Here is a 26,356-nt window from a genome sequence, read left to right on the forward strand (position 1 = left end):
CGGGCTTGTGTCCGCAACATGATATGGCGCTTTTTTAGCGCAGCAGCAGATAGAGGCTTTCACCGCCGCGTACGATATTCAGTGCCAGGAAAGGCGGCTTGCTGGCCAGTGCCTTACGCATCTCATCCAGGTTCTGAACGCGCGTGCGGTTAACGCCAATGATGACATCATCTTTTTGCAAACCGATCTGCTCCGCCGGCGTCGCCTTTTGTACGCTATCTACCTTAACGCCTTTATTACCGTCAGGCAGCTGACCATCGCTGAGCGCCGCGCCCTGTAACGCAGGCGTCATGAGTTCGTCGCTGGTCATAGTACGCGCGCTGGCATCAAGCTTCACCGTGACGCTAAGCGGTTTCCCTTCGCGCAGCAGGCCGATTTTTACCTCTTTGCCCGGCGGCGTGGTACCGATTTTCACCCGCAGTTCAGCAAAGCTGGTAATGGACTTGCCGTCCACAGAAGTAATAATGTCGCCAGACTTGATTCCAGCGGTCGCCGCCGCGGATTTAGGCAGCACTTCAGAGACGAAGGCGCCGCGTTGGGCATCCACATTAAAGGCGCGCGCCATATCAGCGGTCATTTCCGTGCCTTTAATGCCCAACTGACCACGTTTTACTTCGCCGGTCTCAATCAGCTGCTTAGCCAGCTCCATAGCCATATTGCCCGGAATAGCAAAGCCGATGCCAATGTTGCCACCGCTGGAGGCAAGAATAGCAGTATTGATGCCGATCAGCTCACCGTTAAGATTTACCAGCGCGCCGCCGGAGTTGCCGCGGTTAATTGCAGCATCGGTCTGAATAAAGTTCTCCAGGCCTTCCAGGTTCAGCCCGCTGCGGCCCAGCGCAGAGATAATGCCTGAGGTTGCTGTCTGACCGAGGCCAAAGGGGTTGCCGATGGCGATAGCGAAGTCGCCGACCCGTAACTGATCTGAATCTGCAACTTTAACCTGCGTCAGGTTTTTCGCATTCAACACCTGAATAAGCGCAATGTCGGTCTGAGCATCGCGGCCCAGCAGCTTAGCGTCATATTCACGGCCATCGCTCAGCTGAACACTGATTTTATCAGCGCCGTTAACCACATGGTTATTGGTTAAAATATAGCCTTTCTGGGCATCAATAATCACGCCCGAACCCAGTCCTTCGAAAGGCTGAGGTTGCGCATCCCCCTGTCCCTGACCGAAAAAGCGTTTTAACGGCTCAGGCAGATCCTGCGCGGCGTTTTCGGTTGCCGTGCCCTCAACATGAACGCTGACCACGGCCGGCAACACTTTCTCCAGCATGGGCGCCAGACTGGGCAGGGCCTGATTCTGGACCTGGGAAGGCAGCGAAGCCATGGCTGAAGGTGCCAGGCTGAAATTTAAACCAACGGATAAGGCTACCGCGCTCAACAATAATGATCTTTTCTTCATCGTTACGACGCTCTCGCTGCTTAACAGGGGATTGACAGAGTGACTTGCCAGCTCAGGTAGCTGGCTTGAAAAAGCGAAAGAAGACAGGGCGCTGGCGCGCCCCGTGAATCAATTGCGTGGCGTGCGCTCACCACGTAGCAGACCGGACGCATTTTCTGAATAATCACGCGGGATCTGCACCGGTGCCTGATCGTTATCCGCTTCCGCTTCGGTAAGCTGATAAGAGAACGGATTTTTCTCACCCGGCAGGTCAGGCAGCAGATCGTTAGATCCTTTCGCCATATGCTGATAAAGCTGACGATAATCACGCGCCATGTTATCCAGCAGCTCTGCGCTATGAGCAAAGTGGTTGGTCAACTCTTCGCGGTAATCCGCCAGCTCCGCTTTGGATTTCTCCAGTTCATACTGCAGCGAGCGCTGCTCGCGCAATTTCTTATTACCAAAACGCATGGCGACAGCGCCGATAATAATGCCAACGACTAAACCAATTAGCCCGTATTCCCAGGTCATAATGACTCCCGTATTGTCCTCGTTGTTCCGTAGGGCGTTCCACTTCAATAGTAGCCACTATAACCGTTAATCTAATGGAAGTGGAATCCTGCGGCAGCATCGCTTAGTGTAGAACGAACTTTTTTTCGACAAACAGGCAGTTGCCTGACATTTTTTAGGGAAGCAGGAGCAAGAATGCAAACGATGTCTCCGCTGGCGCGTTATCAGCAGGCGCTGGATAAAGGTGAATATCAACCTGATGAAGTTCAGCATAAGGCGATAAGCCGCCTGGATGCGATTCAGCGGGCGCTTATCGCCCGTCAACTTTCAGAACAGCAACCCACTTCAGGCTGGCTGGCCAAGTTCAATAAGCTGCTGGGAAAAGAGAAAAGCAGTCAGCCGCCGCCGGTGCGTGGCCTTTATATGTGGGGCGGCGTCGGGCGCGGCAAAACCTGGGTGATGGATCTCTTTTTTCAGTCTATTCCTGGCGAGCGCAAGCTGCGGCTTCATTTCCATCGTTTCATGCTGCGGGTGCATGAAGAGTTAACCGCGCTGCAGGGTGAAAGCGATCCGCTGGAAATCGTGGCGGACCGCTTTAAAGCCCAGGCGGATGTGCTCTGCTTCGATGAGTTTTTTGTCTCTGATATTACGGATGCCATGCTGCTGGGCACCCTGATGGAAGCCCTCTTTGCCCGTGGCATTACCCTGGTCGCCACTTCCAATATCCCGCCTGATGAGCTCTACCGCAACGGTCTGCAGCGCGCGCGCTTTTTACCTGCTATTGAGCAGATCAAGCAGCATTGCGAAATCATGAACGTTGATGCAGGCATCGATTACCGCCTGCGTACGTTAACGTCAGCGCATCTCTGGATGTCGCCGTTAAGTGAAGAAACGCGTCAGGCGATGAGCCGCATGTTTATCGCGCTGGCAGGGCAGGCGGCCGAAGAGCGGCCGGTGCTGGAAATCAATCACCGTCAGTTACCGACGCAGGGTGTGGAAAAGGGCGTACTGGCGATCGACTTCGCCACGCTGTGCGGAGAAGGGCGCAGCCAGCATGATTACATTGAGCTTTCGCGGCGTTTTCATAGCGTGCTGCTGCTGGATGTCCCGGTTATGCAGGCGCGCAGCGAAGACCGTGCGCGGCGTTTTCTGGCGTTAGTGGATGAGTTTTACGAACGGCACGTAAAGCTGGTGGTTTCCGCCGAGGCGTCGCTGTTTGATATTTATCAGGGCGAACGGCTGAAATTCGAGTATCAGCGCTGCCTGTCGCGTCTGCAGGAGATGCAAAGCGAAGAGTATTTGCGCTTAAAGCATCTCACCTGAGCCCGGCACTTTTTTTGTTGAAAAGTGATCGATCTTTGGCAGCGACTTCTCTATAATCTTGCGACCCCACGTTACGGCAAAGTTTTTTTTCCCAGAAACTTTGTAGCACCGGCAAAACTGTCCGAGGGGGTGGCTTGCTGGTCGATAAGGTCGTGTGAGCCTCAACCGTTTATTCAAGCGTTTGGGATTTCACCAACGTGTAACTTAATTTGGGTAAGCTTTTAGATGAAAACTTTTACAGCTAAGCCAGAAACCGTCCAACGTGACTGGTATGTCGTTGACGCGACGGGCAAAACTTTAGGTCGTTTAGCGACTGAACTGGCTCGCCGTCTGCGTGGCAAGCATAAAGCGGAATACACTCCGCACGTTGATACTGGTGATTACATCATCGTTCTGAACGCAGAAAAAGTTGCCGTAACCGGTAACAAGCGTAGCGATAAGATCTATTACCATCACACCGGTCATATCGGTGGTATCAAGCAAGCGACCTTCGAAGAGATGATTGCTCGCCGTCCTGAGCGCGTAATTGAAATCGCGGTTAAAGGTATGCTGCCGAAGGGCCCGCTGGGTCGTGCTATGTACCGTAAACTGAAAGTTTACGCGGGCAACGAGCACAACCATGCGGCACAGCAACCGCAAGTTCTTGACATTTAATCGGGATTACAGGCAATGGCTGAGAATCAAAACTACGGCACTGGTCGCCGCAAAAGCTCTTCCGCTCGCGTCTTTATCAAGCCGGGTAGCGGTAACATCGTTATCAACCAGCGTTCTCTGGAACAGTACTTCGGTCGTGAAACTGCCCGCATGGTAGTTCGTCAGCCGCTGGAACTGCTGGATCTGGTTGGTAAATTCGATCTCTACATCACCGTTAAAGGTGGTGGTATCTCTGGTCAGGCTGGTGCGATCCGTCACGGTATCACCCGCGCTCTGATGGAGTACGACGAGTCCCTGCGTGGCGAACTGCGTAAAGCTGGCTTCGTTACTCGTGATGCTCGTGAAGTTGAACGTAAGAAAGTCGGCCTGCGTAAAGCACGTCGTCGTCCGCAGTTCTCCAAACGTTAATTGTTTCTGCTTCGGCAGCAACAGTTACAAAAAACCCGGCGCCTTGCGCTGGGTTTTTTTATGCGTAAAAAGCCGTAAAACAGAGGTAAATGCCGCCTTTTTACCGGCAATTCTTTTTGCCCATCCCCACAAGCTGCCTAAAATCTGGTAAACTGACTGTCACTTTGCGCCCGTTAAACGGAGAGCGTCCTGACAGGAAAGGATTGGCGTCGCTCCGCTGCGGGTGGTTTCGTCAAGCAGGTTAGTCGCCGCGCGGTTGGCTATTCGCACTGTATTCTGGATAAACTTGGAGGTTTTCATGGCTGTCGCTGCCAACAAACGTTCGGTAATGACGCTGTTTTCTGGTCCGACTGACATTTTCAGCCATCAGGTGCGTATCGTACTGGCAGAAAAAGGTGTCAGCGTTGAGATCGAGCAGGTTGAAATGGATAATCTGCCGCAGGATCTGATTGACCTCAACCCGTATCGTACCGTGCCTACGCTGGTCGATCGTGAGCTGACGCTGTATCAATCACGCATCATTATGGAATACCTCGACGAGCGCTTCCCGCATCCGCCACTGATGCCTGTTTATCCGGTTGCACGTGGTGAAAGCCGTCTGATGATGCATCGTATTGAGCAAGACTGGTACAGCCTGATGCGCACTATTGAAACCGGCTCCGCTCAGCAGGCGGAAACGGCACGTAAGCAGCTGCGTGAAGAGCTGCTGGCGATTGCGCCGTTGTTTACGCGCACGCCTTTCTTCCTGAGTGAAGAGTTCAGCCTGGTAGACTGCTATCTGGCTCCGCTGTTATGGCGTTTGCCGTTGCTTGGCGTGGAACTGGTGGGCAGCGGAACGAAAGAACTTAAAGGCTACATGACACGCGTATTTGAGCGTGACTCTTTCCTCGCTTCGCTGACCGAAGCAGAACGCGAAATGCGCCTGCAAGCCCGGGGCTAACGGCTATGGAAATGTCTCAGCTTACCGCTCGCCGTCCTTACCTGCTGCGCGCTTTTTATGAGTGGCTGTTGGACAATCAGCTCACGCCGCATTTAGTGGTGGATATCAATCTGCCTGGCGTGTTGGTGCCGCTTGAGTATGCACGCGATGGACAGATTGTATTGAACATCGCGCCGCGTGCCGTCGGCAATCTGGAGCTGGGTAATGATGAGGTGCGCTTTAATGCGCGCTTCGGCGGCGTTCCTCGTCAGGTTAGCGTGCCTATCGCGGCAGTGCTGGCTATCTATGCGCGTGAGAATGGTGCTGGCACCATGTTTGAGCCAGAGCCCGCTTATGAGCTGCAGGATATGGATGAGCTGTCTCAGGGACAGGAAGAGACGGTCATGTCCGTGATTGACGGCGACCGTCCTGATGATGCCGAACCCGAAGGCGATAATCCTGATGACGATCCGCCGCCGCGCGGTGGCCGTCCTGCATTACGCGTCGTTAAATAAAAATAAAAAGCCCGCCAAAATCAGGCGGGCTTTTTTTATTGGGCAGTCTGGTCAGACTTCCAGATAGTTCATAATCCCTTCAGCAGCTTTACGCCCTTCAGCAATCGCAGTAACCACTAAATCAGAGCCGCGTACTGCATCACCGCCGGCAAAAATTTTCGGGTTAGTGGTCTGGAAAGCATTTTCTTCTGCTTCTGGCGCAATGATTCGGCCCTGTGCGTCAAGCTCGACGCTAAACTGCTCCAGCCATTCCATTTTATGCGGACGGAAGCCAAAGGCAACGACGACCGCGTCGGCGGGCAGAATATGCTCAGAACCGGCAACGATTTCAGCACGACGACGACCTTGTGCATCGGGCTGGCCCATTTCAGTGCGGGCAACCCTGACGCCGCAGACACGACCGTTACCGTTTATCTCCACGCCTAACGGCTGCAGATTGAACTGGAATTCCACGCCTTCTTCACGTGCGTTTTTAACTTCCCGGCGTGAGCCCGGCATGTTCTCTTCATCACGACGATAGGCGCAGGTTACGTGCGTCGCGCCCTGACGAATAGAGGTGCGTACACAGTCCATCGCCGTATCGCCGCCGCCCAATACCACCACGCGTTTGCCTTGCATATTGATATAGGGTTGCTCAGCCAGCTCATCAAAGCCCATGATTTGACGCGTATTGGCGATCAGGAACGGCAGGGCATCGTACACGCCCGGCGCATCTTCATTTTCCAGTCCGCCACGCATTGACTGATAGGTGCCAACGCCAAGGAACACCGCATCAAAATCACTGATCAGATCGCTTAGCTGAACATCACGGCCAACTTCAGTATTCAGCTGAAACTCAATGCCCATCTCAGTAAACATGGTACGGCGACGCGTCATGACCTCTTTTTCCAGCTTGAAAGCCGGGATACCAAAGGTGAGCAGGCCGCCGATTTCCGGATGCCGATCGTAAACCACCGCTTTGACGCCATTGCGGGTTAAGACATCAGCGCAGGCCAGGCCAGCCGGACCCGCACCGATGATCGCCACGCGTTTACCGGTGGGCTTAACGTGCGACAGATCCGGACGCCAGCCCATCTCCATCGCTTTATCATTGATATAACGCTCAATGTTGCCAATGGTGACAGCACCAAACTCATCGTTAAGCGTACAGGAGCCTTCGCACAGGCGATCCTGCGGGCAAACGCGCCCGCATACTTCAGGCAGACTATTTGTCTGGTGCGATAGCTCAGCCGCTTCGATAATTCTTCCCTCATTGGCCAGCTTAAGCCAGTTCGGGATGTAGTTGTGTACCGGACATTTCCATTCGCAGTAGGGGTTACCGCATGACAAACAGCGATCCGCCTGGGCTTTCGCCTGACTTCCCGAAAAAGGTTCGTAGATTTCTACAAACTCAATTTTACGGATCTTGAGCGGTTTTTTCGGCGGATCAACGCGCTGCAAGTCGATAAACTGATAAACGTTTTGGCTCATTGATTACCTCTTACTGCGCCTGCACCCGCAGCTCAGCTGCGGAACGACTGCGATGCCCCAACAAGGCTTTGACATCACTGGATTTTGGTTTGACCAGCGCAAACCGGGAAGCCCACTCCGGCCAGTTAGCCAGGATCTCTTCGCCGCGCGCCGATCCGGTATACTGAACATGCTCGGTGATTAAACCACGCAGATGCTCTTCATGAATCGCCAGCTCGTCCACCTTCAGCACTTCTACCAGCTCCGGGTTAACCCGCTTGCGGAATTCGCCATCTTCATCCAGTACGTAAGCAAAACCACCGGTCATCCCTGCGCCAAAGTTGACGCCGGTTTTACCCAGGATGCAAACAATGCCGCCGGTCATATATTCACAGCCGTTATCGCCGATGCCTTCTACCACAGTAATCGCACCTGAGTTACGCACGGCGAAACGTTCACCTGCGCGGCCTGCCGCAAACAATTTGCCACCGGTAGCGCCATACAGGCAGGTGTTGCCGGCAATGGTGGCTTCGTGGCTGCGGAACGCTGAACCCACTGGCGGACGGATAGCCAGTGTGCCGCCAGCCATCCCTTTGCCCACGTAGTCATTGGCGTCGCCGGTAAGGATCTGCTCAACGCCGCCGGCGTTCCATACGCCAAAGCTTTGTCCTGCTGTCCCGCTGTAGTGCACTCTGATCGGATCGGCTGCCAGTCCCTGATCGCCATGGATCGCGGCGATAGCACCGGAGAGCGTCGCGCCAACGGAGCGATCGGTGTTGCGAATGTCAAACCAGAACGTTTTGCTCTGCTTCGCTTCTACGTAAGGCATCGCCTGTTGCAACAGCGCTTTGTTAAGGTCGCCATTATCAAACGGCGGGTTACTGCTTTCAGTGCAGTACACCGCTTTACCCGGCATCGGCGTAGCCGTTACCAGCAATGAAGAGAGATCCAGGTTCTGCTGTTTCGCTGTGAAGCCTTCCAGCACGGTTAACAGGTCAGTACGGCCAATCAGATCCACCAGCCGTTTAACGCCCAGCTCCGCCATAATTTCCCGCGTTTCCTGTGCGATAAACTGGAAGTAATTGGTTACGCGATACGGCAGACCGTGGTAATGATTTTTACGCAGCTTTTCATCCTGGGTTGCCACACCGGTCGCACAGTTATTCAGATGGCAAATACGCAGATATTTACAGCCGAGCGCCACCATGGGGCCGGTACCAAAGCCAAAGCTCTCTGCACCGAGAATCGCCGCTTTGATGATATCTCGCCCGGTTTTCAGACCGCCATCAACCTGCAGGCGGATCTTATGGCGCAGGCCGTTGGCCACCAGCGCCTGCTGCGTTTCCACCAGCCCCAGCTCCCATGGGCAGCCAGCATACTTCACTGAGCTGAGCGGGCTGGCGCCGGTACCGCCATCATAGCCAGCGATAGTGATTAAATCGGCATAGGCTTTTGCCACGCCGGTAGCGATCGTTCCCACGCCCGGTTCTGAAACCAGCTTCACGGAAATCATCGCCTTCGGGTTAACCTGCTTCAGATCGAAAATCAGCTGCGCCAGATCTTCAATCGAGTAGATATCATGATGCGGCGGCGGTGAAATCAGAGTTACGCCCGGTACGGAATAACGCAGCTTAGCGATATAAGGCGTCACCTTATCGCCCGGCAGCTGTCCACCTTCGCCAGGTTTCGCGCCCTGCGCCACTTTGATCTGGATAACATCTGCGTTAACCAGATAAGCGGGCGTAACGCCAAAGCGGCCGGAAGCAACCTGTTTAATGCGCGACACTTTATTGGTTCCGTAACGCGCCGGATCTTCACCGCCTTCGCCGGAGTTAGAGTAGCCGCCCAGGCTGTTCATCGCCTCAGCCAGCGATTCATGGGCTTCCGGGCTCAGCGCGCCAATGGACATCGCAGCGGTATCAAAACGCTTGTAGAGTTCACTGGCAGGCTCAACCTCATCCAGCCTTACCGGCTGGGTGCCTGGCTGGATCGCCAGCAGATCGCGCAGCGTAGCGACCGGACGCTCGTTTACCTCGCGGGCATAGAGCTGGTAATCGCTATATTCCCCACTCTGCACCGCTTTTTGCAGCGTTGCCACTACATCGGGGTTATACGCATGGTACTCCCCGCCATGCACATATTTCAGCAGACCGCCCTGTTCCAGCGGCTTGCGCTGAAGCCAGGCGCGTTTTGCCAGATTAATCAGATCCTGCTGGAAATCTGCGAAGCTGGCGCCATTGATACGGCTAACCACGCCCTGGAAGCAGAGCGAAGAGACTTCTTTATGCAGGCCAACCGCTTCAAACAGCTTAGAGCAGCGGTAAGAGGCGATGGTTGAGATGCCCATTTTGGACATGATCTTGTACAGGCCTTTGTTGATACCGTTACGGTAGTTCAGCATCAGCGTACGGTAATCTTTCTCAATCACGCCGCTATCGGCCATTTTCGCCAGTGATTCATAGGCAAGGTAAGGATAGATAGCGGTCGCGCCGAATCCCAGCAGTACGGCGAAGTGATGCGGATCGCGCGCGCTGGCGGTTTCGACAATGATATTGGCGTCGCAGCGCAGGTTTTTCTCAACCAGGCGCGCCTGAATCGCCCCCACCGCCATCGGCGCCGGGACCGGCAGACGATCTTCCGCAATAGCCCGATCGGAGAGCACCAGCAGTACGGTACCGTTACGCACCATGCTTTCAGCCCGATCGCAAAGCTGATGCATCGTCGCTTCCAGCGTTTGTTCCGCAGGATTAAAAGTGCAGTCAAGCGTATCGGCGCGATAGTATTCGCCTTCCATCGTCGTTAGCTGACGGAAGTCGGAATAGAGCAGGATCGGCGACTTAAACGAGACGCGATGTGCCTGGCCTTCCGCTTCGCAGAAGACATTCATCTCGCGACCGATGCTGGTCGCCAGCGACATAACATGATTTTCACGCAGCGGATCGATCGGCGGGTTAGTGACCTGCGCGAACTGCTGGCGGAAATAGTCATAAATAATGCGGGGACGGCTGGAAAGCACGGCGAACGGGGTATCATCGCCCATTGAGCCCACCGCTTCCTGACCGTTTTCACCCAGCACGCGAATAATCTGATCCAGCTCTTCACTGCTGTAGGCGAACTGTTTCTGGTAAGTGGCAAGCGTGGTGTCATCCAGCTCGCGGCGGCCAACCTGATCGTCAGGCAGATCCTCAAACGGGATCAGGCGCTTAACGTTTTTCTCCATCCATGACTGGTAAGGATGACGGCTTTTCAGATCGTTATCGGTTTCGGCGGAGTGCAGAATACGGCCCGCTCGGGTATCGATAACCATCAGTTCGCCTGGCCCAACGCGGCCTTTTTCCAGCACCTCATCTGGCTGATAATCCCAAATACCGACTTCAGAGGCACAGGTGATCAGCTTATCTTTGGTGATCACATAGCGCGCCGGTCGCAGACCGTTACGGTCGAGGTTACAGGCTGCATAGCGACCATCAGACATTACAATGCCGGCCGGGCCATCCCACGGTTCCATATGCATGGAGTTAAAGTCAAAAAAGGCGCGCAGCTCAGGATCCATATTGGGATTATTTTGCCAGGCAGGCGGCACCAGCAGACGCATCGCGCGGATCAGATCCATCCCGCCATTCAGGAACAGTTCCAGCATATTATCCATGGAGCTGGAGTCAGAGCCGGTTTCATTCACGAACGGTGAGGCATCCTGTAAATCGGGGATCAGCGGCGTCTGGAATTTATAGGCGCGTGCGCGTGCCCATTGCCGGTTGCCGGCAATGGTATTGATTTCACCGTTATGCGCCATATAGCGGAACGGCTGCGCCAGCGGCCAGCGCGGCACGGTATTCGTGGAAAAGCGCTGATGGAACAGACAGATGGCCGATTCCATGCGCAGATCCGCCAGGTCAAGGTAGAAGCGCGGCAGGTCCGCCGGCATACAGAGACCTTTATAGATATTGACCTGGTTGGAGAAGCTGCAGATATAGAACTCTTTATCGCCCAGCGCTTCGATACGCTTTTCAATACGACGACGCGCCATATACAGGCGGCGCTCCATATCACGCGGACGCCAGCCAGCAGGGGCGTTAATAAAAATTTGCTCAATGCGCGGCAGAGAGGAGAGGGCGATTTCGCCCAGCACGTCCTGATTGGTTGGCACTTCGCGCCAGCCAACGATCGATAAGGTTTCGCGCAGCACTTCTTCTTCGACAATGCGACGGCTGGCGCGGGCTTGCTCATCGTCCTTGCTCAGGAACAGCATGCCGACCGCGTAATTTTTGGCTAAGCGCCAGTTCTGTTCTTCCGCAATGATGCGGAAAAAACGATCGGGCTTTTGTAATAGCAGGCCACAGCCGTCACCGGTTTTGCCATCAGCAAGAATTGCGCCGCGGTGCTGCATGCGAGCCAGGGCATGAATCGCGGTGCGCACTACTTTATGGCTGGGTTCGCCTTCAATATGAGCGATCAGGCCGAAACCACAGTTATCCTTTTCAAGGGATTTATCGTACAACATTTCAGTGAACCTCCCCAGGCTCTGCGGATTCCCGGCGCCGACGGCGGGCGTAGAAAGGGCTGGCGGCAGGATTGCGCATCATACGCTACCGGTCGCGTGCTCCCATTCATGGCCTCAGGCATCGGTGTCACAAGTATTGCGGACTTGTTTCAGAGGGAATCTCAATTACTGCATAAATATGATGAGTGGAACACTCATCCGAAAAGCTTCCAGCGGATTTCCAACTTATCGGGAAAGCGCAAAGAGGTCAAATAGCGTTCTTACTTATGCTTTTTTACGGTTCTTTGAATTAACTCATTGTTAAATATGATTTTTTAAGTGGTTTTGGTGGCAGGCGATAACGGTAAGCATACCCGCATAGTGTGAGCTGTCTCACTATAGTGCAGCGGCCAAATCTCTGCACCATGCTAGTGCTGACGCGTATTGCAGCATTATATGCTGTTAAATCTCTATGAACTGCAGGATGCATCTGTTTTTCTTATGGCGTCTTTTTTGTATAAACCACGGCAGAGTTATAAGGAAAATTAATCAAGCGAAGAGTGACTAAAACGCTGCTTAATTTGAATGATTATTCGTTGAGGTAATGGAGGGACAAAGACATTGCGCAGGCATTGCCTTGAAAAGCATCAGATGTCGGGAAATAAACCTGTTATTAACAGGGCCCTTCAATGTATGCGAGTTAATAAAATAGTCAATGCTTTTGACCCGCTAACCTTCTTTACTGGCTAAAACGGGTTTATTCGCACTTTAATAGTGCAGCTTCGGCTATTTCTCTGTTGAAGACGTGTTTGAGCTTGTCACGTCCCGCTGACATTAAAGTGGGGTATGATGGAAGAAGAGACCCCAAAGGAAGCTGATATGAAACAAATTCGTCTGTTGGCGCAATATTATGTCGATTTAATGGTAAAGCTGGGGCTGATTCGCTTTTCCCTGCTGTTAGCCTCGGCGCTGGTGGTACTGGCGATGGTAGTGCAAATGGCGGTTACCATGCTGCTGCGCGGCCATGTTGAAAGTATTGATATGGTGCGCTCCGTGTTCTTTGGGCTGCTCATTACGCCGTGGGCCGTCTATTTTTTGTCGGTTGTTGTTGAGCAACTGGAGGAGTCGCGACAGCGGCTTTCGCGTCTGGTAGATAAGCTGGAAGAGATGCGCCACCGCGATCTGGAGCTTAATCAGCAGATGAAGGAAACCATTAGCCAGCTCAATCAGGAGATTGCTGACCGTATTAAAGCGGAAGAGGCACGTTTGCTGGTAGTGGATAAGTTAAAAGAGGAGATGGCGCGTCGCGAGCAGGCGCAAATCGAACTGGAGCAACAATCCTCTTTCCTGCGATCCTTTCTGGATGCCTCACCGGATCTGGTTTTCTACCGCAATATTGATCAGCAATTTTCCGGCTGTAACCGGGCAATGGAGCTGTTAACAGGAAAAAGTGAAAAACAGTTGATCGGCCTGACGCCAAAAGAGGTTTACGATGAAGAAGCCGCGACAAAAGTGCTGGAAACGGATGAAAAAGTTTTCCGGCATAATGTTTCGCTAACCTATGAGCAGTGGCTGCAATATCCTGACGGACGCAAAGCCTGCTTTGAGATCCGTAAAGTGCCTTATTATGACCGCGTAGGCAAACGCAGCGGCCTGATGGGTTTTGGCCGCGATATTACCGAGCGTAAGCGCTATCAGGACGCGCTGGAGAACGCCAGCCGTGAGAAGACCACCTTTATCTCAACCATCAGCCACGAGCTGCGTACGCCGCTTAACGGCATTGTTGGCCTCAGCCGTATTTTGCTGGATACCGAGCTGAATCAGGAACAACTTAAATATCTCAAAACCATTCATGTTTCTGCGATAACGCTGGGCAATATTTTTAATGATGTGATCGAGATGGATAAGATCGAGCGTCGTAAGGTACAGCTGGATAATCAGCCGCTCGATTTTACCGGCTTCCTCGCAGACTTAGAGAATTTATCCGGCCTGCTGGCCCAACCGAAAGGATTGAAGTTTGTCCTGCAACCTCAGCTGCCGCTGCCTCATAAAATCGTCGCCGACGGCACGCGCCTGCGTCAGATCCTGTGGAACCTGATTGGTAACGCGGTGAAGTTCACTCAACAGGGTGAAATTATCGTGCGGGTTGCCTATGAGGCAGAGAAACTACGCTTTGAAGTGGAGGATTCCGGGATGGGGATCCCGCTTGATGAGCAGGATAAAATCTTTGCGATGTATTATCAGGTTAAAGACCAGCACGGCGGCAAACCCGCTACCGGCACCGGTATCGGCCTTGCGGTATCCCGACGTTTAGCGCAGGCCATGGGCGGGGATATCACCGTGCGCAGCCAGCCAGGTGAAGGGGCGTGCTTTACGGTGACGCTGAACGCGCCGCAAATCGCTGAAGAGGTAGAGGATGAGATGCTGGCCGACGAGATGCCGCTGCCTGCGCTACACGTGCTGCTGGTTGAGGATATTGAGTTAAATGTTGTCGTTGCGCGTTCTGTACTGGAGAAGCTGGGGAATAGCGTTGAGGTCGCCATGACCGGACAGGCGGCGCTGGATATGTTTGATCCCGATGAATTTGATCTGGTGCTACTGGATATTCAGCTGCCGGATATGACGGGTTTGGATGTGGCGCGCGCCATTCATCAGCGCTTTAGCGGGCAGAGCCTGCCGCCGCTGATCGCGCTGACGGCCAATGTCCTGAAAGATAAAAAAGAGTATCTGGATGCGGGCATGGATGACGTACTCAGTAAACCGCTGGCGGTGCCGGCATTAACGGCAATGATCAAAAAGTTTTGGGACTATCAGGAGATCGCTCCGATCGAGCCGCACGCTCAACTGGATGAGAAGAAACTGGCGTTACTGGACCTGCCAATGCTGGAGCAATATGCCGAGCTGGTCGGCCCGTCACTTATTACCCGCAGCCTTGATATGTTTGAGCAGCTGTTGCCTGGCTATCTGGCGGTGCTGGATTCCAACATGATGGCGCGCGATCAAAAGGGAATTGCTGAGGAAGGGCATAAAATCAAAGGCGCTGCGGGCTCGGTTGGCTTACAGCACCTACAGCAGCTAGCGAAGCAGATTCAGAGTCCGGAGCTGCCAGCATGGTGGGATAACGTCCAGGAGTGGATTGACGAACTCAAACAAGAATGGCGGCATGATGTGGCCGTATTGCGGGAATGGATTGAACAACAGGAAGCAGGACGCTGAAAAAAATGACCCCGGCTTGTGCCGGGGTGCGCGAATACTGCGCCAACACCAGGGAAAAGGTTGCTCACGCCATTTCTTTGAAGAGTTCACAAGCGGCACAAGCATGGTATTGGTTAACGCTTTGACACACCTTAGCAAATCTCAACGTATCTGTTAAATGATTCATTAAAATATGTGATGTGCGCCAGCGTTCATATACAGAAAACATTAATTTACTGACACAGTCAAGCAAGGAATTAACTGAGGCCCTATATTGGCGTCAGTTTAAGCTTTTGTAAAGGTTTTCATTACAAAAATCTTTTCGCTTTAAGAAGCTCTGGCTGGGCTCTTATTTTTTAACACTTCTTCGTACCGGATCAACATAAAATTTGTAATTAAACTCTTAATATTACTAAATTTTACTGAGTGATAATTCATGCCAAAACCGGCTGAATAAAAGGAGCGTCTAACCCTTTAGACGGCCTGGTTGTTTACTGGTGGTGGAAACGCATACAACCGGCGATAAAAAGCATTTATAAAATGAAAATCAGCTACCGGCAAGAGGATGAAAGGGAAGATTACTTCAATTAATTTTGCCATTTCCATCTTTTAAGTGTTGAGTTATCGTCCTATTTATAAATAGTTTAAATGTTTTTTCTTATGGGTGTTCGGCGGTATGTTTGGGTAAAATCGCGTTAAACAACAAATAGACTAAACTTTGGAACCGATTCCGCTGGCATGGAAACCATTGATGTAGGAAGAATTTTACAAATTCTAAAGTTGTGATTCAGAAAATTCAGTCAAGAAGCGCCATTTTTTATCAGCTTTTTTGCGCTTGATCGCCACGCAAAAGAAGTCAGTAACAACCGTGATTAATAAGTTATAAAACCAATAGCGGAAGAGAGAAAATGAGGAAAAATAAAGGGGGTTTCTTAAGCATGGCTCGGCGCTGGCTGGCGCGAACAGTCATGCTTGTTGGGGGACTTTGGCTGGCCGGAATTGCGCTTTTTGCCTTTTTGCCGGTACCGTTTTCAGCCGTGATGGCAGAGCGGCAGGTTTCTGCATGGCTAACAGGGGATTTCACATGGGTGGCACATTCTGACTGGGTTTCCAGAGATGAGATATCCCCCTGGATGCCGCTGGCGGTAATTGCCGCTGAGGATCAAAAATTCCCGGCTCACTGGGGGTTTGATGTTGAAGCCATTGAGTCGGTACTTGATAACCAGAACGGCCGACTGCGTGGCGCCTCTACATTGACGCAGCAAACGGCAAAAAATTTGTTTCTGTGGGATGGGCGCAGCTGGCTGCGTAAAGGTCTGGAAGCAGGTTTAACGCTGGGGCTGGAAAGCGTATGGAGCAAGAGACGTATTCTGACGGTCTATCTGAATATTGCTGAGTTTGGCGACGGGATCTTTGGCGTTGAAGCCGCTGCGCAGCGCTATTTTCATAAGCCTGCCAGCAGACTGACTATGTCAGAAGCGGCGCTTTTGGCTGCGGTCCTGCCCAATCCGCTGCGCTTTCGCGCCGATGCGCCTTCAGGCTATGTACGGCAGCGTCAGGCGTGGATTATGCGCCAGATGAGCCAGCTGGGCGGCACGGGCTTTATCCGGCAGCATAATCTGTAGAGGTACGCTTACTCTTCGTCGAAGCCGGCTTCAAACAGCTCGATTACCGCCGCCAGCGCCTGCTGTTCTTGCGGGCCGCTGGCTTCAATTTCTATATGACCGCCTTTTGCCGAGTCGAGCATCAACAGCGCAATGACGCTGCTGGCCTCGGCTTCGGTGCCTGTCTCATTGCGCAACAGCACTTCAGCATCAAAACTCTGCACCAGTTCAAACAGCTTCATTGCCGGGCGCGCATGCATGCCCAGCTTATTCTTGATTTCAACGGTTTGTCTGACGGTCATGATTTACGTTTTTCCAGCGTACGATGACGGGACTGAACATTTTTACCGCGTGAACGGAAGTAATCGGCCAACTGTTCGGCAATATAAACGGAACGGTGCTTACCGCCGGTACAACCAATGGCAACAGTTAAATAGCTGCGATTATTGGTCTCCAGCATGGGCAGCCACAGCTCCAGATAGCTGCGCGTCTGATAAATAAAGTTATGCACTTCCGTATGGCGATCGAGGAAAGCCGCCACCGGGCGATCGAGGCCGGTCATTGGACGCAGCTTGGGATCCCAGTGAGGGTTCGGCAGAAAACGCACGTCAAACACATAGTCGGCATCGATAGGAATACCATGCTTATAGCCGAACGATTCAAACACCATCGTCAGTTCGCGTTCACGCTTGCCCAGCAGGCGGGTACGCAGCATTTCTGCCAGTTCATGCACGGACATTTCGGAAGTATCAACAATCAGATCGGCACGTGAGCGCAACGGTTCTAAAAGATCGTTCTCTTCATCAATGGCGCTTTCCAGCGATAAGTTTTTACTGGAAAGCGGATGCAGTCGGCGGGTGTCACTATAGCGGCGGATCAGGGTGTTACGATCGGCGTCCAGAAACAGCAGCTGAGGTGAAAAGCTGTTGGGCAGGCCGGTTAAGGCTTTTTCCAGCACGTCCGGTGATTCCGGCATATTGCGGACATCAATACTGACCGCCGCAGAAATATTGCGTGCGGCCAGCGAGCTTGCCAGCTCGGGCAGTAACGTTACCGGCAGGTTATCTACACAGTAAAAACCCATATCTTCCAGCGCGCGTAACGCGACAGATTTCCCTGAGCCTGAACGACCGCTGACGATCATCAGCACCATTAAGTTATCTCCCCATTCAACCCGTGAATACCGGGCTGTCCCGGTACGGGCAAAAGTGCAAGCTGACTATTTAGTGATTTTCTTCTGGCATCGCGGCGATGATTTCATATAACTCTTCATCACTTTGCGCAGCTCGCAGACGACGGCAAACGGTTTTGTCAGCCAGTCGCTTTGCTACCAGCGAAAGGGTATGTAGATGTGTTTTACATTGATCCGCCGGCACCAGCAAGGCAAAGAGCAAATCCACCGGCTGGTTATCAATGGCATCAAAAGCGATAGGCTGATCGAGGCGGATAAAAACGCCGACCGCGCGTAGCGTATCCTCCTCCAGCTTGCCGTGTGGGATCGCAATACCGTTCCCGATACCGGTACTGCCCATGCGTTCGCGCGTCAGAATAGCTTCAAAAACCGTCTGATGAGGCAGGTTAAGCTGTTTGGCAGCCAGTTCACTGATGATTTCCAGTGCCCGCTTTTTGCTCTGGCAATGCACGCCGCTGCGGGTACAGTCAAGGCTAAGTACAGAGCTGAGTTCCAGTGAGAGTTCGTTGTTCATCATAGTTTCACTTGCGTGTTCACATTTACTGGCACATCACGCTACTTTACGCGTCTTGCGACGAGAACAGCAGCAAAAACTTCGCCAGCCGGCGTGAATGGAAAAACGGGGCGAAAAAGCTCGCCCCCGGTCTGTGCATGTTACCGTATCCGGCAACCTGACGGCCTGTTTTTCCTTAAGCCGCGTGGTGATTAGTGTTGTTTTAACTTATCTTTATGTTTGGTTAGCTGGCGCGCCAGCTTATCGATTAAACCATCGATCGCCGCATACATATCACTGGCTTCAGACGTTGCGTGCAGTTCGCCGCCGCTGACGTGCAGCGTCGCTTCCGCTATCTGCTGCACTCTTTCTACCTTTAGCACAATATGAACCTGGGTTATCCGGTCAGAATATTGTGCCAGTTTGGCAAATTTGGTGTTCACAAACTCACGTAAAGCGGTCGTGATTTCAACGTGTTGCCCGGTAATATTGAGTTGCATAGCGTCTTCCTTCTCAGTGATGATCAAACCAATTGCTTACGCTGGTTTGATGGCGGGATGGATAAAGACTCGCGATACTTCGCGACGGTACGGCGCGCCACCATAATGCCTTGCTCAGACAACAGGGTAGTGAGCTTGCTGTCGCTCAGCGGTTTGGCGGGATTTTCCGCCGAGATTAGCTTTTTCACCAGCGCGCGAATGGCGGTTGATGAGGCTTCGCCCCCGCCTTCGGTATTAACATGGCTGGAGAAAAAGTATTTCAGTTCAAAAATGCCGCGTGGGCTGTGCAGATATTTTTGGGTGGTAACGCGGGAAATGGTCGATTCATGCATATCAACGGCCTGGGCGATATCCGCCAGCACCATTGGACGCATAAACTCTTCACCCTGCTCAAAAAAAGCCTGCTGTTGTTCCACAATGCAACGCGTGACTTTGAGCAGCGTATCATTGCGGCTTTCCAGGCTTTTAATCAGCCATTTCGCATCCTGTAGGTTGGTGCGAATAAACTGGCTATCGCTGTCGCTACGCGCCGAATTGCCCAGCGCGGCGTATTGCTGGTTGATCTGCAGGCGCGGCACGCTGTCGCTGTTTAACTCAACCGTCCAGCGATTGCCTGTTTTACGCACCAGCACATCAGGGATGACATATTCCGGTTCACGGGTGTTAACTGACTGGCCTGGTCGTGGATCCAGTGACTGAATCAGCGCCAGCGCCGTTTTCAGCACATCCTCTTTCAGACGGGTCACGCGCATCAGGCTGCGGAAATCATGGTTGGCCAGCAGATCGAGGTATTGATCCACAATCAGCTGCGCTTCGGCCAGAAAGGGCGTATCGCGCGCAAACTGCGAAAGCTGTACCAGCAGACAGTCACGCAGGTTACGTGCGCCTACTCCAACCGGATCGAAACGCTGGACTCGCTTCAGAACCGCTTCGACCTCATCCAGCGCTACATCCTCGTCGCCAAGGCTGTCGCGGATATCATCCAGCGTAACGGTAAGGTAGCCGGTATCGTCAATGGCATCGACGATCGAGGTGGCAATCGCGCGGTCGGTATCGCTAAACGGCGTTAGCTCTACCTGCCACATCAGGTAATCCTGCAAGGTTTGGGTGGTTTCGCCCTGATAAACCGGTAGTTCATCATCGCGATAGTCATTGCCGGTGCCTGAGGGCGTACCGGCCGTATAGATCTCATCCCAGGTGGCATCAAGCGGCAACTCTTCCGGCATATCCTTTTGCTCAAGCGCCTCACGCGTATCAAGCGCTTCGCTTTCAGCATATTCGAGAGAATCTACTTCCTCATGGATATCGGTCTGCTCAAGCAACGGATTACTCTCCAACGCCAGCTGTATCTCCTGTTGAAGTTCCAGCGTAGAAAGCTGCAGCAAACGGATTGCCTGCTGTAGCTGCGGAGTCATCGCAAGCTGTTGACTGAGTCTGAGTTGCAAACCTTGCTTCATATTCAGAATAAAGATTCCTGATAAAACACCGTCATAACTGACACCATATCAGAGTCTGAACTCTTCACCCAAATAGACACGTTTTACTTGCTCATCGGCCAGGATCGCTTCGGGCGTTCCGTGCGCGATTAAATGGCCCTGGCTAACGATATAAGCGCGTTCGCAGACGGCCAGCGTTTCACGGACGTTGTGGTCGGTGATCAGGACGCCAAGCCCGCTGTCGCGCAGATGCTCGATGATTTTTTTAATATCGATCACGGAAATGGGATCGACGCCGGCAAAAGGCTCATCCAGTAGAATAAATTTGGGATTTGCCGCCAGCGCTCGGGCAATTTCAACACGACGGCGTTCGCCGCCTGACAGCGCCTGGCCGAGGCTATCGCGCAGATGCGCAATATGGAACTCTTCCATCAGCTCTTTGGCGCGATCTTCACGCTGCTCGGTGGTGAGATCTTCCCGTATCTGCAGCACCGCCATCAGGTTGTCATAAACGCTCAGACGACGAAAAATAGAGGCTTCCTGCGGCAGATAGCCAATCCCGCGTCGGGCGCGAGCGTGCAGCGGCAGAATGCTGATATCTTCATCATCAATAACGATGCGGCCCGCATCACGCGGCACAATACCAACGACCATATAAAACGTTGTGGTTTTGCCGGCCCCGTTTGGACCGAGCAGGCCAACGATCTCGCCTGATTTAACCTGCAGGCTGACATCTTCCACCACGCGGCGGCCTTTATAGGCTTTTGCCAGATTTTCAGCGATTAGTGTTGCCATAGGGATCAGCGGCTCTTCTGTTGGCTAGTGGATGAGGAGGCGGGTTTATCCTGCAACTGCGAAGGAACCAGTACCGTGGTGACGCGTTTGTTATCGCCTTCACTCCAGGCCTGCATCTTCTGCTCTTTAACCAGATAGGTAATGCGATCGCCTTTCACGTTGCTGTCCAGCTGCTCAATATAAGCATTGCCGGTAAGCTCAACGAAATCCTTCGCCAGCTCATAGCGCATCTTCGCCGCATGGCCTTTTACCGGCTTGCCATCGTCCTGCAGCTGATAAAAAGTGGCCGGGTTGCCATAGGCGTCGACCACGGTTTTTTTGCTGTCGCCGCCGGGACGCGTAACCACCACTTTATCTGCGGTAATTTTTATCGAACCCTGAGTAACGATAACGTTGCCGGTAAAGGTCGCGACATTGCCCTGCATGTCCAGCGCCTGATTGGCCGAATTGATGTTAACCGGCTTTTCAGAGTCGCCGGTTAAGGCAAAAGCCGGAACGCTGGCGGCCAGCAGAGTACTGATAAGCAGTAGTTTAAGGCTGTTGTTGTGCATTGATTTCATAATTTGTTTTGACCTTTTCAATCAGCTCGGCCGTTTTCGTCCGTAAATTACCGCGCATCTTCATACCAGTGGAATTAAAGCTGCGGCCATAAAGAGTGACCTGATCATCAGACATCACATCCTGCGTAACCAGATTCACCTGCGCATTATCGGTTTTGATGCGCTCAATCTGGGCATCTTTAGCCAGGCTATTGACCTCAACGTGACCGTAAAGATAAAGCATGCGATCTTTCGTCAGTTTGGCTTTGTCGGCCCGTACTGACCAGGCAGGGATCTTGTTTTCGTCATAAGTGGTCATCAGCGGCCTGTCAAACCAGCTGATCTCATCAGCGGAAAAGTAGGTCACCTTATCCGACACCAGCTTGTAGCTCAGGCTGCCGGTTGGGTTATATACCACGGTACTGGAATTCGCGCTGGTATAGGTCGGTTCCCGATCGTTTGTTTCCACCTGACCCTGTTCATCTTCGTTACCGGCAAGATTCCAGCCGATCAAGATAATAGCAATCAACGCCAACAAGAGCGTTATCCAACGCCTGGTTTTACTCATACCGATTGCCCTTTGGCATCATCAAACTTATCCTGGGCGATCAAAATCAGATCGCAAACTTCGCGTACCGCGCCGCGCCCACCGGCAATACGGGTCACATAGTTGGCGCGCCCCAGCAGCAGCGGGTGAGCATCAGCTACGGCGATGCTTAAACCCACTTTGGCCATCACCGGCCAGTCAATCAAATCGTCGCCGACGTAGGCGACTTGATTGGGGGCTAACGACAGTTTATCCAGAAGTTCCCTGAAGGCCAAAAGCTTATCAGACTGCCCCTGGTAAAGATGTGTAATGCCCAGCGTCTGGCAACGATCTTCCAGCAGTTTGGCCCGTCGGCCGGTGATAATCGCCACCTCGATATCGGAAGTCAGCAGGCAGCGAATGCCATAACCATCACGAACGTTAAACGCTTTTAGCTCTTCGCCGCTATTGCCCATATAAATCAGGCCATCGGACATTACGCCGTCAACATCGCAGATCAACAGGCGAATCTCGCTGGCGCGTTGTATGACGTCCTGGCTTACCTCGCCGTAGCAGGTTTCCACGACGTTTTTTTCTTGCGTCATTCTGGTTTCCATCCGGTTTATACTACGCCTGCGCGCAGCATGTCATGCATATGAACAATACCAATAAGCTGGTCGCCGTCGGCAACCATGACGGCAGTGATATGCTTACTTTGCATCAGGTTCAGAGCGTCAACCGCTAACATATTGGGACGTACGCGAATGCCGCCCGGCGTCATTACGCTGGCGATAGACGCATTTTGAAAATCGATGCCCATATCAAAAACGCGGCGTAAATCACCGTCGGTGAAAATGCCCTGAATCTGCATTAAATCGTCTACGATTGCCGTCATACCCAGGTTTTTGCGTGTAATTTCCAGCAGCGCATCGCGTAGCGAGGCTTCGCGGGTAACGTGGGGAATTTCATCGCCGGTGTGCATAATATCACTGACGCGCAGCAACAGTTTGCGGCCCAGCGCGCCGCCAGGGTGAGAAAGAGCGAAGTCCTGGGCGGTAAAGCCGCGCGCCTTTAGCAGGGCAACCGCCAGCGCATCGCCCATCACCAGCGTCGCCGTAGTGCTGGAGGTCGGTGCCAGGCCCAACGGACACGCTTCGTGCGGCACTTTAACACACAGATGAAGATCTGCGGCACGCGCCATGCTGCTTTCCGGGCGGCTGGTGATGCAAATTAGCGGCACTTTAAGCCGTTTTAACACCGGGATCAGCGCCTGGATTTCGTTTGATTCGCCGGAATTGGAAATGGCGATCACGATGTCGCTGCTGGTGACCATCCCTAAATCGCCATGGCTGGCTTCGGCGGGATGCACGAAAAAGGCGGGTGTACCGGTACTGGCGAAGGTGGCTGCCATTTTTTTGCCAATATGCCCCGATTTACCCATCCCCATTACCACGACTTTTCCCTGGCAATAGAACATCATTTCGCAGGCGCGGGTAAAATCATCGTTGATGTATTGATCGAGCTGTTCCAGCCCCTGGCGTTCAATATCAAGTACTTCTTTACCGGCCTGTTGGAAATCGAATCCCGGCTCGGGCATGATGTGCGTCATTGATGTTCAGTCCTTTATCCGTTGAGACTAAATGGCTGCAGGTAAAGTACGGTTACCCAGGCTATAAAACCGGCCAGTAAAATCGCCCCGGCGCGACGACCAATACGACGGCTGCGCTGTAGGCAAATAAGCATAAACAGGGCGCTGACGCCGAGCATAACCCAGTAATCGCGTTCAAAGGCGGCGCTGTCAAACTCTCCGGGCTGAAGCAGAGCCGGAAGTCCAAGTACAATAGCCAGATTATAAATGTTGGAGCCGATAAGGTTGCCAATGGCTATGTCATCTTCTCCTTTTAATGCGCCTGCGATCACGGTCGCCAGCTCCGGCAGGCTGGTCCCGACGGAGATAATTGTTAGCCCAATCACCAGCTCGCTTACGCCGAAGTAGTCTGCAATCACCGTTGCGTTATCGATTACCATGCGGGTCGACATTGGTAGAATAATCAGCGCAACCGCCAGCCACAGGAAGGCGACCGTGTTGCCTGAATCGTCACGCGGCAGTTCAGCCAGCTGTTCCCGCGTTAACGTATCGCTATTATCCCGTTCGGCCTGGCGGGCGATACGAATAATAAACAGCAGATAGAGCAGGGCAAAGGCGATCAGTGCGACGCCATCAACGCGACTCAACTGGTAGTCACACAGGATGATGCCGCTCAACAAGGTTACCAGCAGCATTAACGGCAGTTCACGCCGTACCAGGTTCGAATGGACCGTAAGGGGATGCAGTAGCGCCGCGCCGCCAAGAATCAGCAAGATATTGGTAATATTGGAACCCATTGCAGTGCCGACGGCCATATCCATCTGCCCATGCGTGGCGGCAGTAAAGGAGACGATCAATTCAGGCAGCGAGGTGCCGATGCCCACAATGGTCATACCGATAATCAGTGGAGGAATGCCCAGCGAACGACAGAGAATGGCGGCACTAAACACTAAACGATCGGCTCCATAGACCAGTAAAACTAAACCGATAACTAACAGTGCAGCGGCTAAAAGCATGAAAAATCCTTGGATCGGTTATACTCGTCGGTTTGCCAGACTCGTCATTTTGCAGGCGATATAAAGAATGGCGATGATTTTGACCGTCTGCGAGCAAAAAGTAAAACGTATGCCGGTTTTCGCTACGAAGAAGCATCCGATTTCTGTAAAACTCGCGGCAATGGTTACTTAGATGCGATTAACATAAATCTTTTGAATCGCCTAAAATGGATAACAGAGGTATCAATGCACCAGCCATCCACGAATCTGGTCGAAGTCCACGGCGTTAGCTTTACCCGTGGTAATCGCACCATTTTCGACAATATCTCGTTAACGGTGCCAAAAGGGAAAGTCACCGCCATCATGGGGCCTTCCGGTATCGGTAAAACGACCCTGCTGCGTCTTATTGGCGGCCAACTGCAGCCAGATGCCGGTGATATCTGGTTCGATGGCGAAAATATTCCTCAACTGTCGCGCTCGCGTCTGTATGAGACACGCAAGCGTATGAGCATGCTGTTTCAGTCCGGAGCGCTGTTTACCGATCTTAATGTTTACGAGAATGTCGCCTGGCCGTTACGGGAGCATACACGCTTGCCCGCGCCGCTGCTGCACAGCACCGTGATGATGAAGCTGGAAGCGGTCGGTCTGCGCGGAGCGGCGAAATTAATGCCCTCAGAGCTTTCGGGCGGGATGGCGCGCCGCGCCGCGCTGGCGCGTGCGATTGCGCTGGAACCGGATCTGATCATGTTCGACGAGCCTTTTGTTGGTCAGGATCCTATTACCATGGGCGTACTGGTTAAGCTGATTGATGAGCTGAATCATTCGCTGGGCATGACCTGTATCGTCGTTTCACATGATGTGCCTGAGGTCTTGAGCATCGCCGATTACGCCTATATTGTGGCAGGGCAAAAAATCATTGCTCAGGGAACAACGCAGGCGCTTCAGGACAATCCTGACGCACGTGTACGCCAGTTCATCGATGGGATTGCTGATGGGCCGGTGCCTTTCCGTTATCCGGCTGGCGACTATTTTGCCGATCTTACCGGTTCAGGGAGTCAATAAACTGATGTTTTTAAATGCGCTGGCGCTACTGGGTCGCCAGGGGATCCAAACCTGTGCTTCGTTTGGCCGTGCCGGTCTGATGCTGTTTCATGCGCTGGCCGGTAAACCGCAGTTTCGCAAACACACCCCGCTGCTGATCAAACAGTTATATAGCGTAGGCGTGATGTCCTTGCTGATCATTTTGGTTTCTGGCCTGTTTATCGGCATGGTGCTGGGGCTGCAGGGGTTTTTGGTGCTAACGACCTATGGCGCTGAAACCAGCCTTGGCATGCTGGTGTCATTATCGCTGCTGCGCGAGCTGGGGCCGGTGGTTACGGCGTTGCTGTTTGCCGGACGCGCCGGTTCGGCGTTAACGGCGGAAATTGGCCTGATGAAAGCGACGGAGCAGCTTTCCAGCATGGAAATGATGGCGGTAGATCCGCTGCGTCGGGTAATCTCACCGCGCTTCTGGGCGGGTTTTATCAGTATGCCGCTATTAACGCTGATTTTTACCGCCGTGGGCATTTGGGGCGGGGCGTTGGTAGGCGTCAGCTGGAAAGGTATCGACCCTGGATTCTTCTGGTCGGCGATGCAGAACGCGGTAGATTTCCGCACCGATATTATTAACTGCCTGATTAAAAGCGCGGTGTTTGCCATTACGGTAACCTGGATTGCGTTATTTAACGGCTACGATGCGATTCCGACCTCTGAAGGGATCAGCCGGGCCACCACGCGTACGGTAGTACATTCCTCACTGGCGGTACTGGGGTTAGATTTTGTGCTGACGGCACTGATGTTTGGGAACTAGGA

At 52.9% G+C, this 26,356-nt stretch carries 24 protein-coding genes; 9 read left to right on the plus strand and 15 right to left on the minus strand.

The genetic code is table 11. The features are described from left to right. Window positions 1–34: 34 nt before the first annotated feature. Together degQ and zapG are read right to left on the minus strand one after the other, a co-directional pair. A complete protein-coding gene (gene degQ, locus ACQE3Y_RS17115; protein ID WP_426974861.1) occupies window positions 35–1,405 on the minus strand; it encodes a serine endoprotease DegQ in 1,371 nt (456 codons plus the stop codon). A gap of 108 nt (window positions 1,406–1,513) precedes the next feature. Next, window positions 1,514–1,915: a Z-ring associated protein ZapG gene (gene zapG / locus ACQE3Y_RS17120; RefSeq protein ID WP_085068359.1), complete on the minus strand. Its 402-nt coding sequence runs from the start codon at window positions 1,913–1,915 to the stop codon at window positions 1,514–1,516. A 174-nt stretch (window positions 1,916–2,089) separates the two neighbouring features. Between zapG and zapE the strand changes: the two genes are divergently transcribed. The 5 genes from zapE (at window position 2,090) to sspB (ending at window position 5,713) form a co-directional block, all read left to right on the plus strand. Next, a complete protein-coding gene (gene zapE / locus ACQE3Y_RS17125; protein WP_426982148.1) occupies window positions 2,090–3,217 on the plus strand; it encodes a cell division protein ZapE in 1,128 nt (375 codons plus the stop codon). 225 nt (window positions 3,218–3,442) lie between these two features. Then, entirely contained in the window at window positions 3,443–3,871 is a 429-nt protein-coding gene (gene rplM, locus ACQE3Y_RS17130) for a 50S ribosomal protein L13 (RefSeq protein WP_006121722.1), read from the plus strand. A 15-nt stretch (window positions 3,872–3,886) separates the two neighbouring features. Continuing rightward, a complete protein-coding gene (gene rpsI / locus ACQE3Y_RS17135; protein ID WP_085068355.1) occupies window positions 3,887–4,279 on the plus strand; it encodes a 30S ribosomal protein S9 in 393 nt (130 codons plus the stop codon). Window positions 4,280–4,577: 298 nt separating this feature from the next. Continuing rightward, the gene (gene sspA, locus ACQE3Y_RS17140; RefSeq protein ID WP_249893174.1) at window positions 4,578–5,219 is read left to right on the plus strand and encodes a stringent starvation protein SspA; all 642 of its coding nucleotides are present in this window, start codon (window positions 4,578–4,580) and stop codon (window positions 5,217–5,219) included. 5 nt (window positions 5,220–5,224) lie between these two features. Beyond that, on the plus strand, window positions 5,225–5,713 hold the full coding sequence (gene sspB / locus ACQE3Y_RS17145; protein WP_085068351.1) for a ClpXP protease specificity-enhancing factor: 489 nt from the start codon (window positions 5,225–5,227) through the stop codon (window positions 5,711–5,713). A 51-nt stretch (window positions 5,714–5,764) separates the two neighbouring features. Here the strand turns inward: sspB and ACQE3Y_RS17150 are convergent, their stop codons facing one another. Together ACQE3Y_RS17150 and gltB are read right to left on the minus strand one after the other, a co-directional pair. Then, window positions 5,765–7,183 carry a glutamate synthase small subunit gene (locus tag ACQE3Y_RS17150; RefSeq protein WP_085068349.1) on the minus strand — a complete coding sequence of 473 codons (1,419 nt, stop codon included), beginning with the start codon at window positions 7,181–7,183 and terminating at the stop codon, window positions 5,765–5,767. A gap of 10 nt (window positions 7,184–7,193) precedes the next feature. Beyond that, entirely contained in the window at window positions 7,194–11,663 is a 4,470-nt protein-coding gene (gene gltB, locus ACQE3Y_RS17155; RefSeq protein WP_426974859.1) for a glutamate synthase large subunit, read from the minus strand. Window positions 11,664–12,521: 858 nt separating this feature from the next. Between gltB and arcB the strand changes: the two genes are divergently transcribed. Then, window positions 12,522–14,858, plus strand: coding sequence for an aerobic respiration two-component sensor histidine kinase ArcB (arcB, locus tag ACQE3Y_RS17160; RefSeq protein ID WP_426974858.1), 2,337 nt, complete (start codon window positions 12,522–12,524; stop codon window positions 14,856–14,858). Between the two features lie 917 nt (window positions 14,859–15,775). Further along, window positions 15,776–16,462: a monofunctional biosynthetic peptidoglycan transglycosylase gene (mtgA, locus tag ACQE3Y_RS17165; RefSeq protein WP_426982149.1), complete on the plus strand. Its 687-nt coding sequence runs from the start codon at window positions 15,776–15,778 to the stop codon at window positions 16,460–16,462. A gap of 8 nt (window positions 16,463–16,470) precedes the next feature. Here the strand turns inward: mtgA and npr are convergent, their stop codons facing one another. From npr to ACQE3Y_RS17220, 11 genes are all read right to left on the minus strand, one after another. After that, entirely contained in the window at window positions 16,471–16,743 is a 273-nt protein-coding gene (gene npr / locus ACQE3Y_RS17170) for a PTS phosphocarrier protein NPr (protein ID WP_085068341.1), read from the minus strand. Further along, a complete protein-coding gene (rapZ, locus tag ACQE3Y_RS17175; protein ID WP_250651597.1) occupies window positions 16,740–17,594 on the minus strand; it encodes an RNase adapter RapZ in 855 nt (284 codons plus the stop codon). The genes npr and rapZ overlap by 4 nt, the downstream gene beginning before the upstream one ends. A gap of 70 nt (window positions 17,595–17,664) precedes the next feature. After that, the gene (gene ptsN / locus ACQE3Y_RS17180; RefSeq protein ID WP_208615348.1) at window positions 17,665–18,147 is read right to left on the minus strand and encodes a PTS IIA-like nitrogen regulatory protein PtsN; all 483 of its coding nucleotides are present in this window, start codon (window positions 18,145–18,147) and stop codon (window positions 17,665–17,667) included. A gap of 191 nt (window positions 18,148–18,338) precedes the next feature. Then, window positions 18,339–18,626, minus strand: coding sequence for a ribosome hibernation promoting factor (gene hpf / locus ACQE3Y_RS17185; RefSeq protein WP_085068335.1), 288 nt, complete (start codon window positions 18,624–18,626; stop codon window positions 18,339–18,341). 23 nt (window positions 18,627–18,649) lie between these two features. Next, window positions 18,650–20,083 (minus strand): RNA polymerase factor sigma-54, encoded by a 1,434-nt coding sequence (gene rpoN / locus ACQE3Y_RS17190; RefSeq protein ID WP_426974856.1) that lies wholly within the window; start codon window positions 20,081–20,083, stop codon window positions 18,650–18,652. 48 nt (window positions 20,084–20,131) lie between these two features. Then, window positions 20,132–20,857 (minus strand): LPS export ABC transporter ATP-binding protein, encoded by a 726-nt coding sequence (gene lptB, locus ACQE3Y_RS17195; protein WP_085068332.1) that lies wholly within the window; start codon window positions 20,855–20,857, stop codon window positions 20,132–20,134. Window positions 20,858–20,862: 5 nt separating this feature from the next. Beyond that, window positions 20,863–21,408, minus strand: a complete 546-nt coding sequence (gene lptA, locus ACQE3Y_RS17200; protein ID WP_418304148.1) for a lipopolysaccharide ABC transporter substrate-binding protein LptA — start codon at window positions 21,406–21,408, stop codon at window positions 20,863–20,865. Beyond that, window positions 21,389–21,964 carry an LPS export ABC transporter periplasmic protein LptC gene (gene lptC, locus ACQE3Y_RS17205; RefSeq protein WP_250651599.1) on the minus strand — a complete coding sequence of 192 codons (576 nt, stop codon included), beginning with the start codon at window positions 21,962–21,964 and terminating at the stop codon, window positions 21,389–21,391. The genes lptA and lptC overlap by 20 nt, the downstream gene beginning before the upstream one ends. Further along, window positions 21,961–22,527 (minus strand): 3-deoxy-manno-octulosonate-8-phosphatase KdsC, encoded by a 567-nt coding sequence (gene kdsC / locus ACQE3Y_RS17210; protein ID WP_085068325.1) that lies wholly within the window; start codon window positions 22,525–22,527, stop codon window positions 21,961–21,963. Before kdsC ends, lptC begins: the two co-directional genes overlap by 4 nt. 17 nt (window positions 22,528–22,544) lie before the next feature. Beyond that, a complete protein-coding gene (kdsD, locus tag ACQE3Y_RS17215; protein ID WP_426974855.1) occupies window positions 22,545–23,531 on the minus strand; it encodes an arabinose-5-phosphate isomerase KdsD in 987 nt (328 codons plus the stop codon). Between the two features lie 14 nt (window positions 23,532–23,545). Beyond that, window positions 23,546–24,526, minus strand: coding sequence for a calcium/sodium antiporter (locus ACQE3Y_RS17220; protein WP_426974854.1), 981 nt, complete (start codon window positions 24,524–24,526; stop codon window positions 23,546–23,548). Window positions 24,527–24,751: 225 nt separating this feature from the next. Here ACQE3Y_RS17220 and mlaF point away from each other — a divergent pair, with 225 nt between their 5' ends. Beyond that, window positions 24,752–25,567 carry a phospholipid ABC transporter ATP-binding protein MlaF gene (gene mlaF, locus ACQE3Y_RS17225; RefSeq protein WP_085068317.1) on the plus strand — a complete coding sequence of 272 codons (816 nt, stop codon included), beginning with the start codon at window positions 24,752–24,754 and terminating at the stop codon, window positions 25,565–25,567. Between the two features lie 4 nt (window positions 25,568–25,571). Continuing rightward, window positions 25,572–26,354, plus strand: coding sequence for a lipid asymmetry maintenance ABC transporter permease subunit MlaE (gene mlaE, locus ACQE3Y_RS17230; RefSeq protein ID WP_250651603.1), 783 nt, complete (start codon window positions 25,572–25,574; stop codon window positions 26,352–26,354). Window positions 26,355–26,356 lie beyond the last annotated feature (2 nt).

The sequence above is a fragment of the Pantoea sp. FN0305 genome (assembly GCF_050113845.1).
GTDB classification, from domain to species: domain Bacteria; phylum Pseudomonadota; class Gammaproteobacteria; order Enterobacterales; family Enterobacteriaceae; genus Mixta; species Mixta alhagi.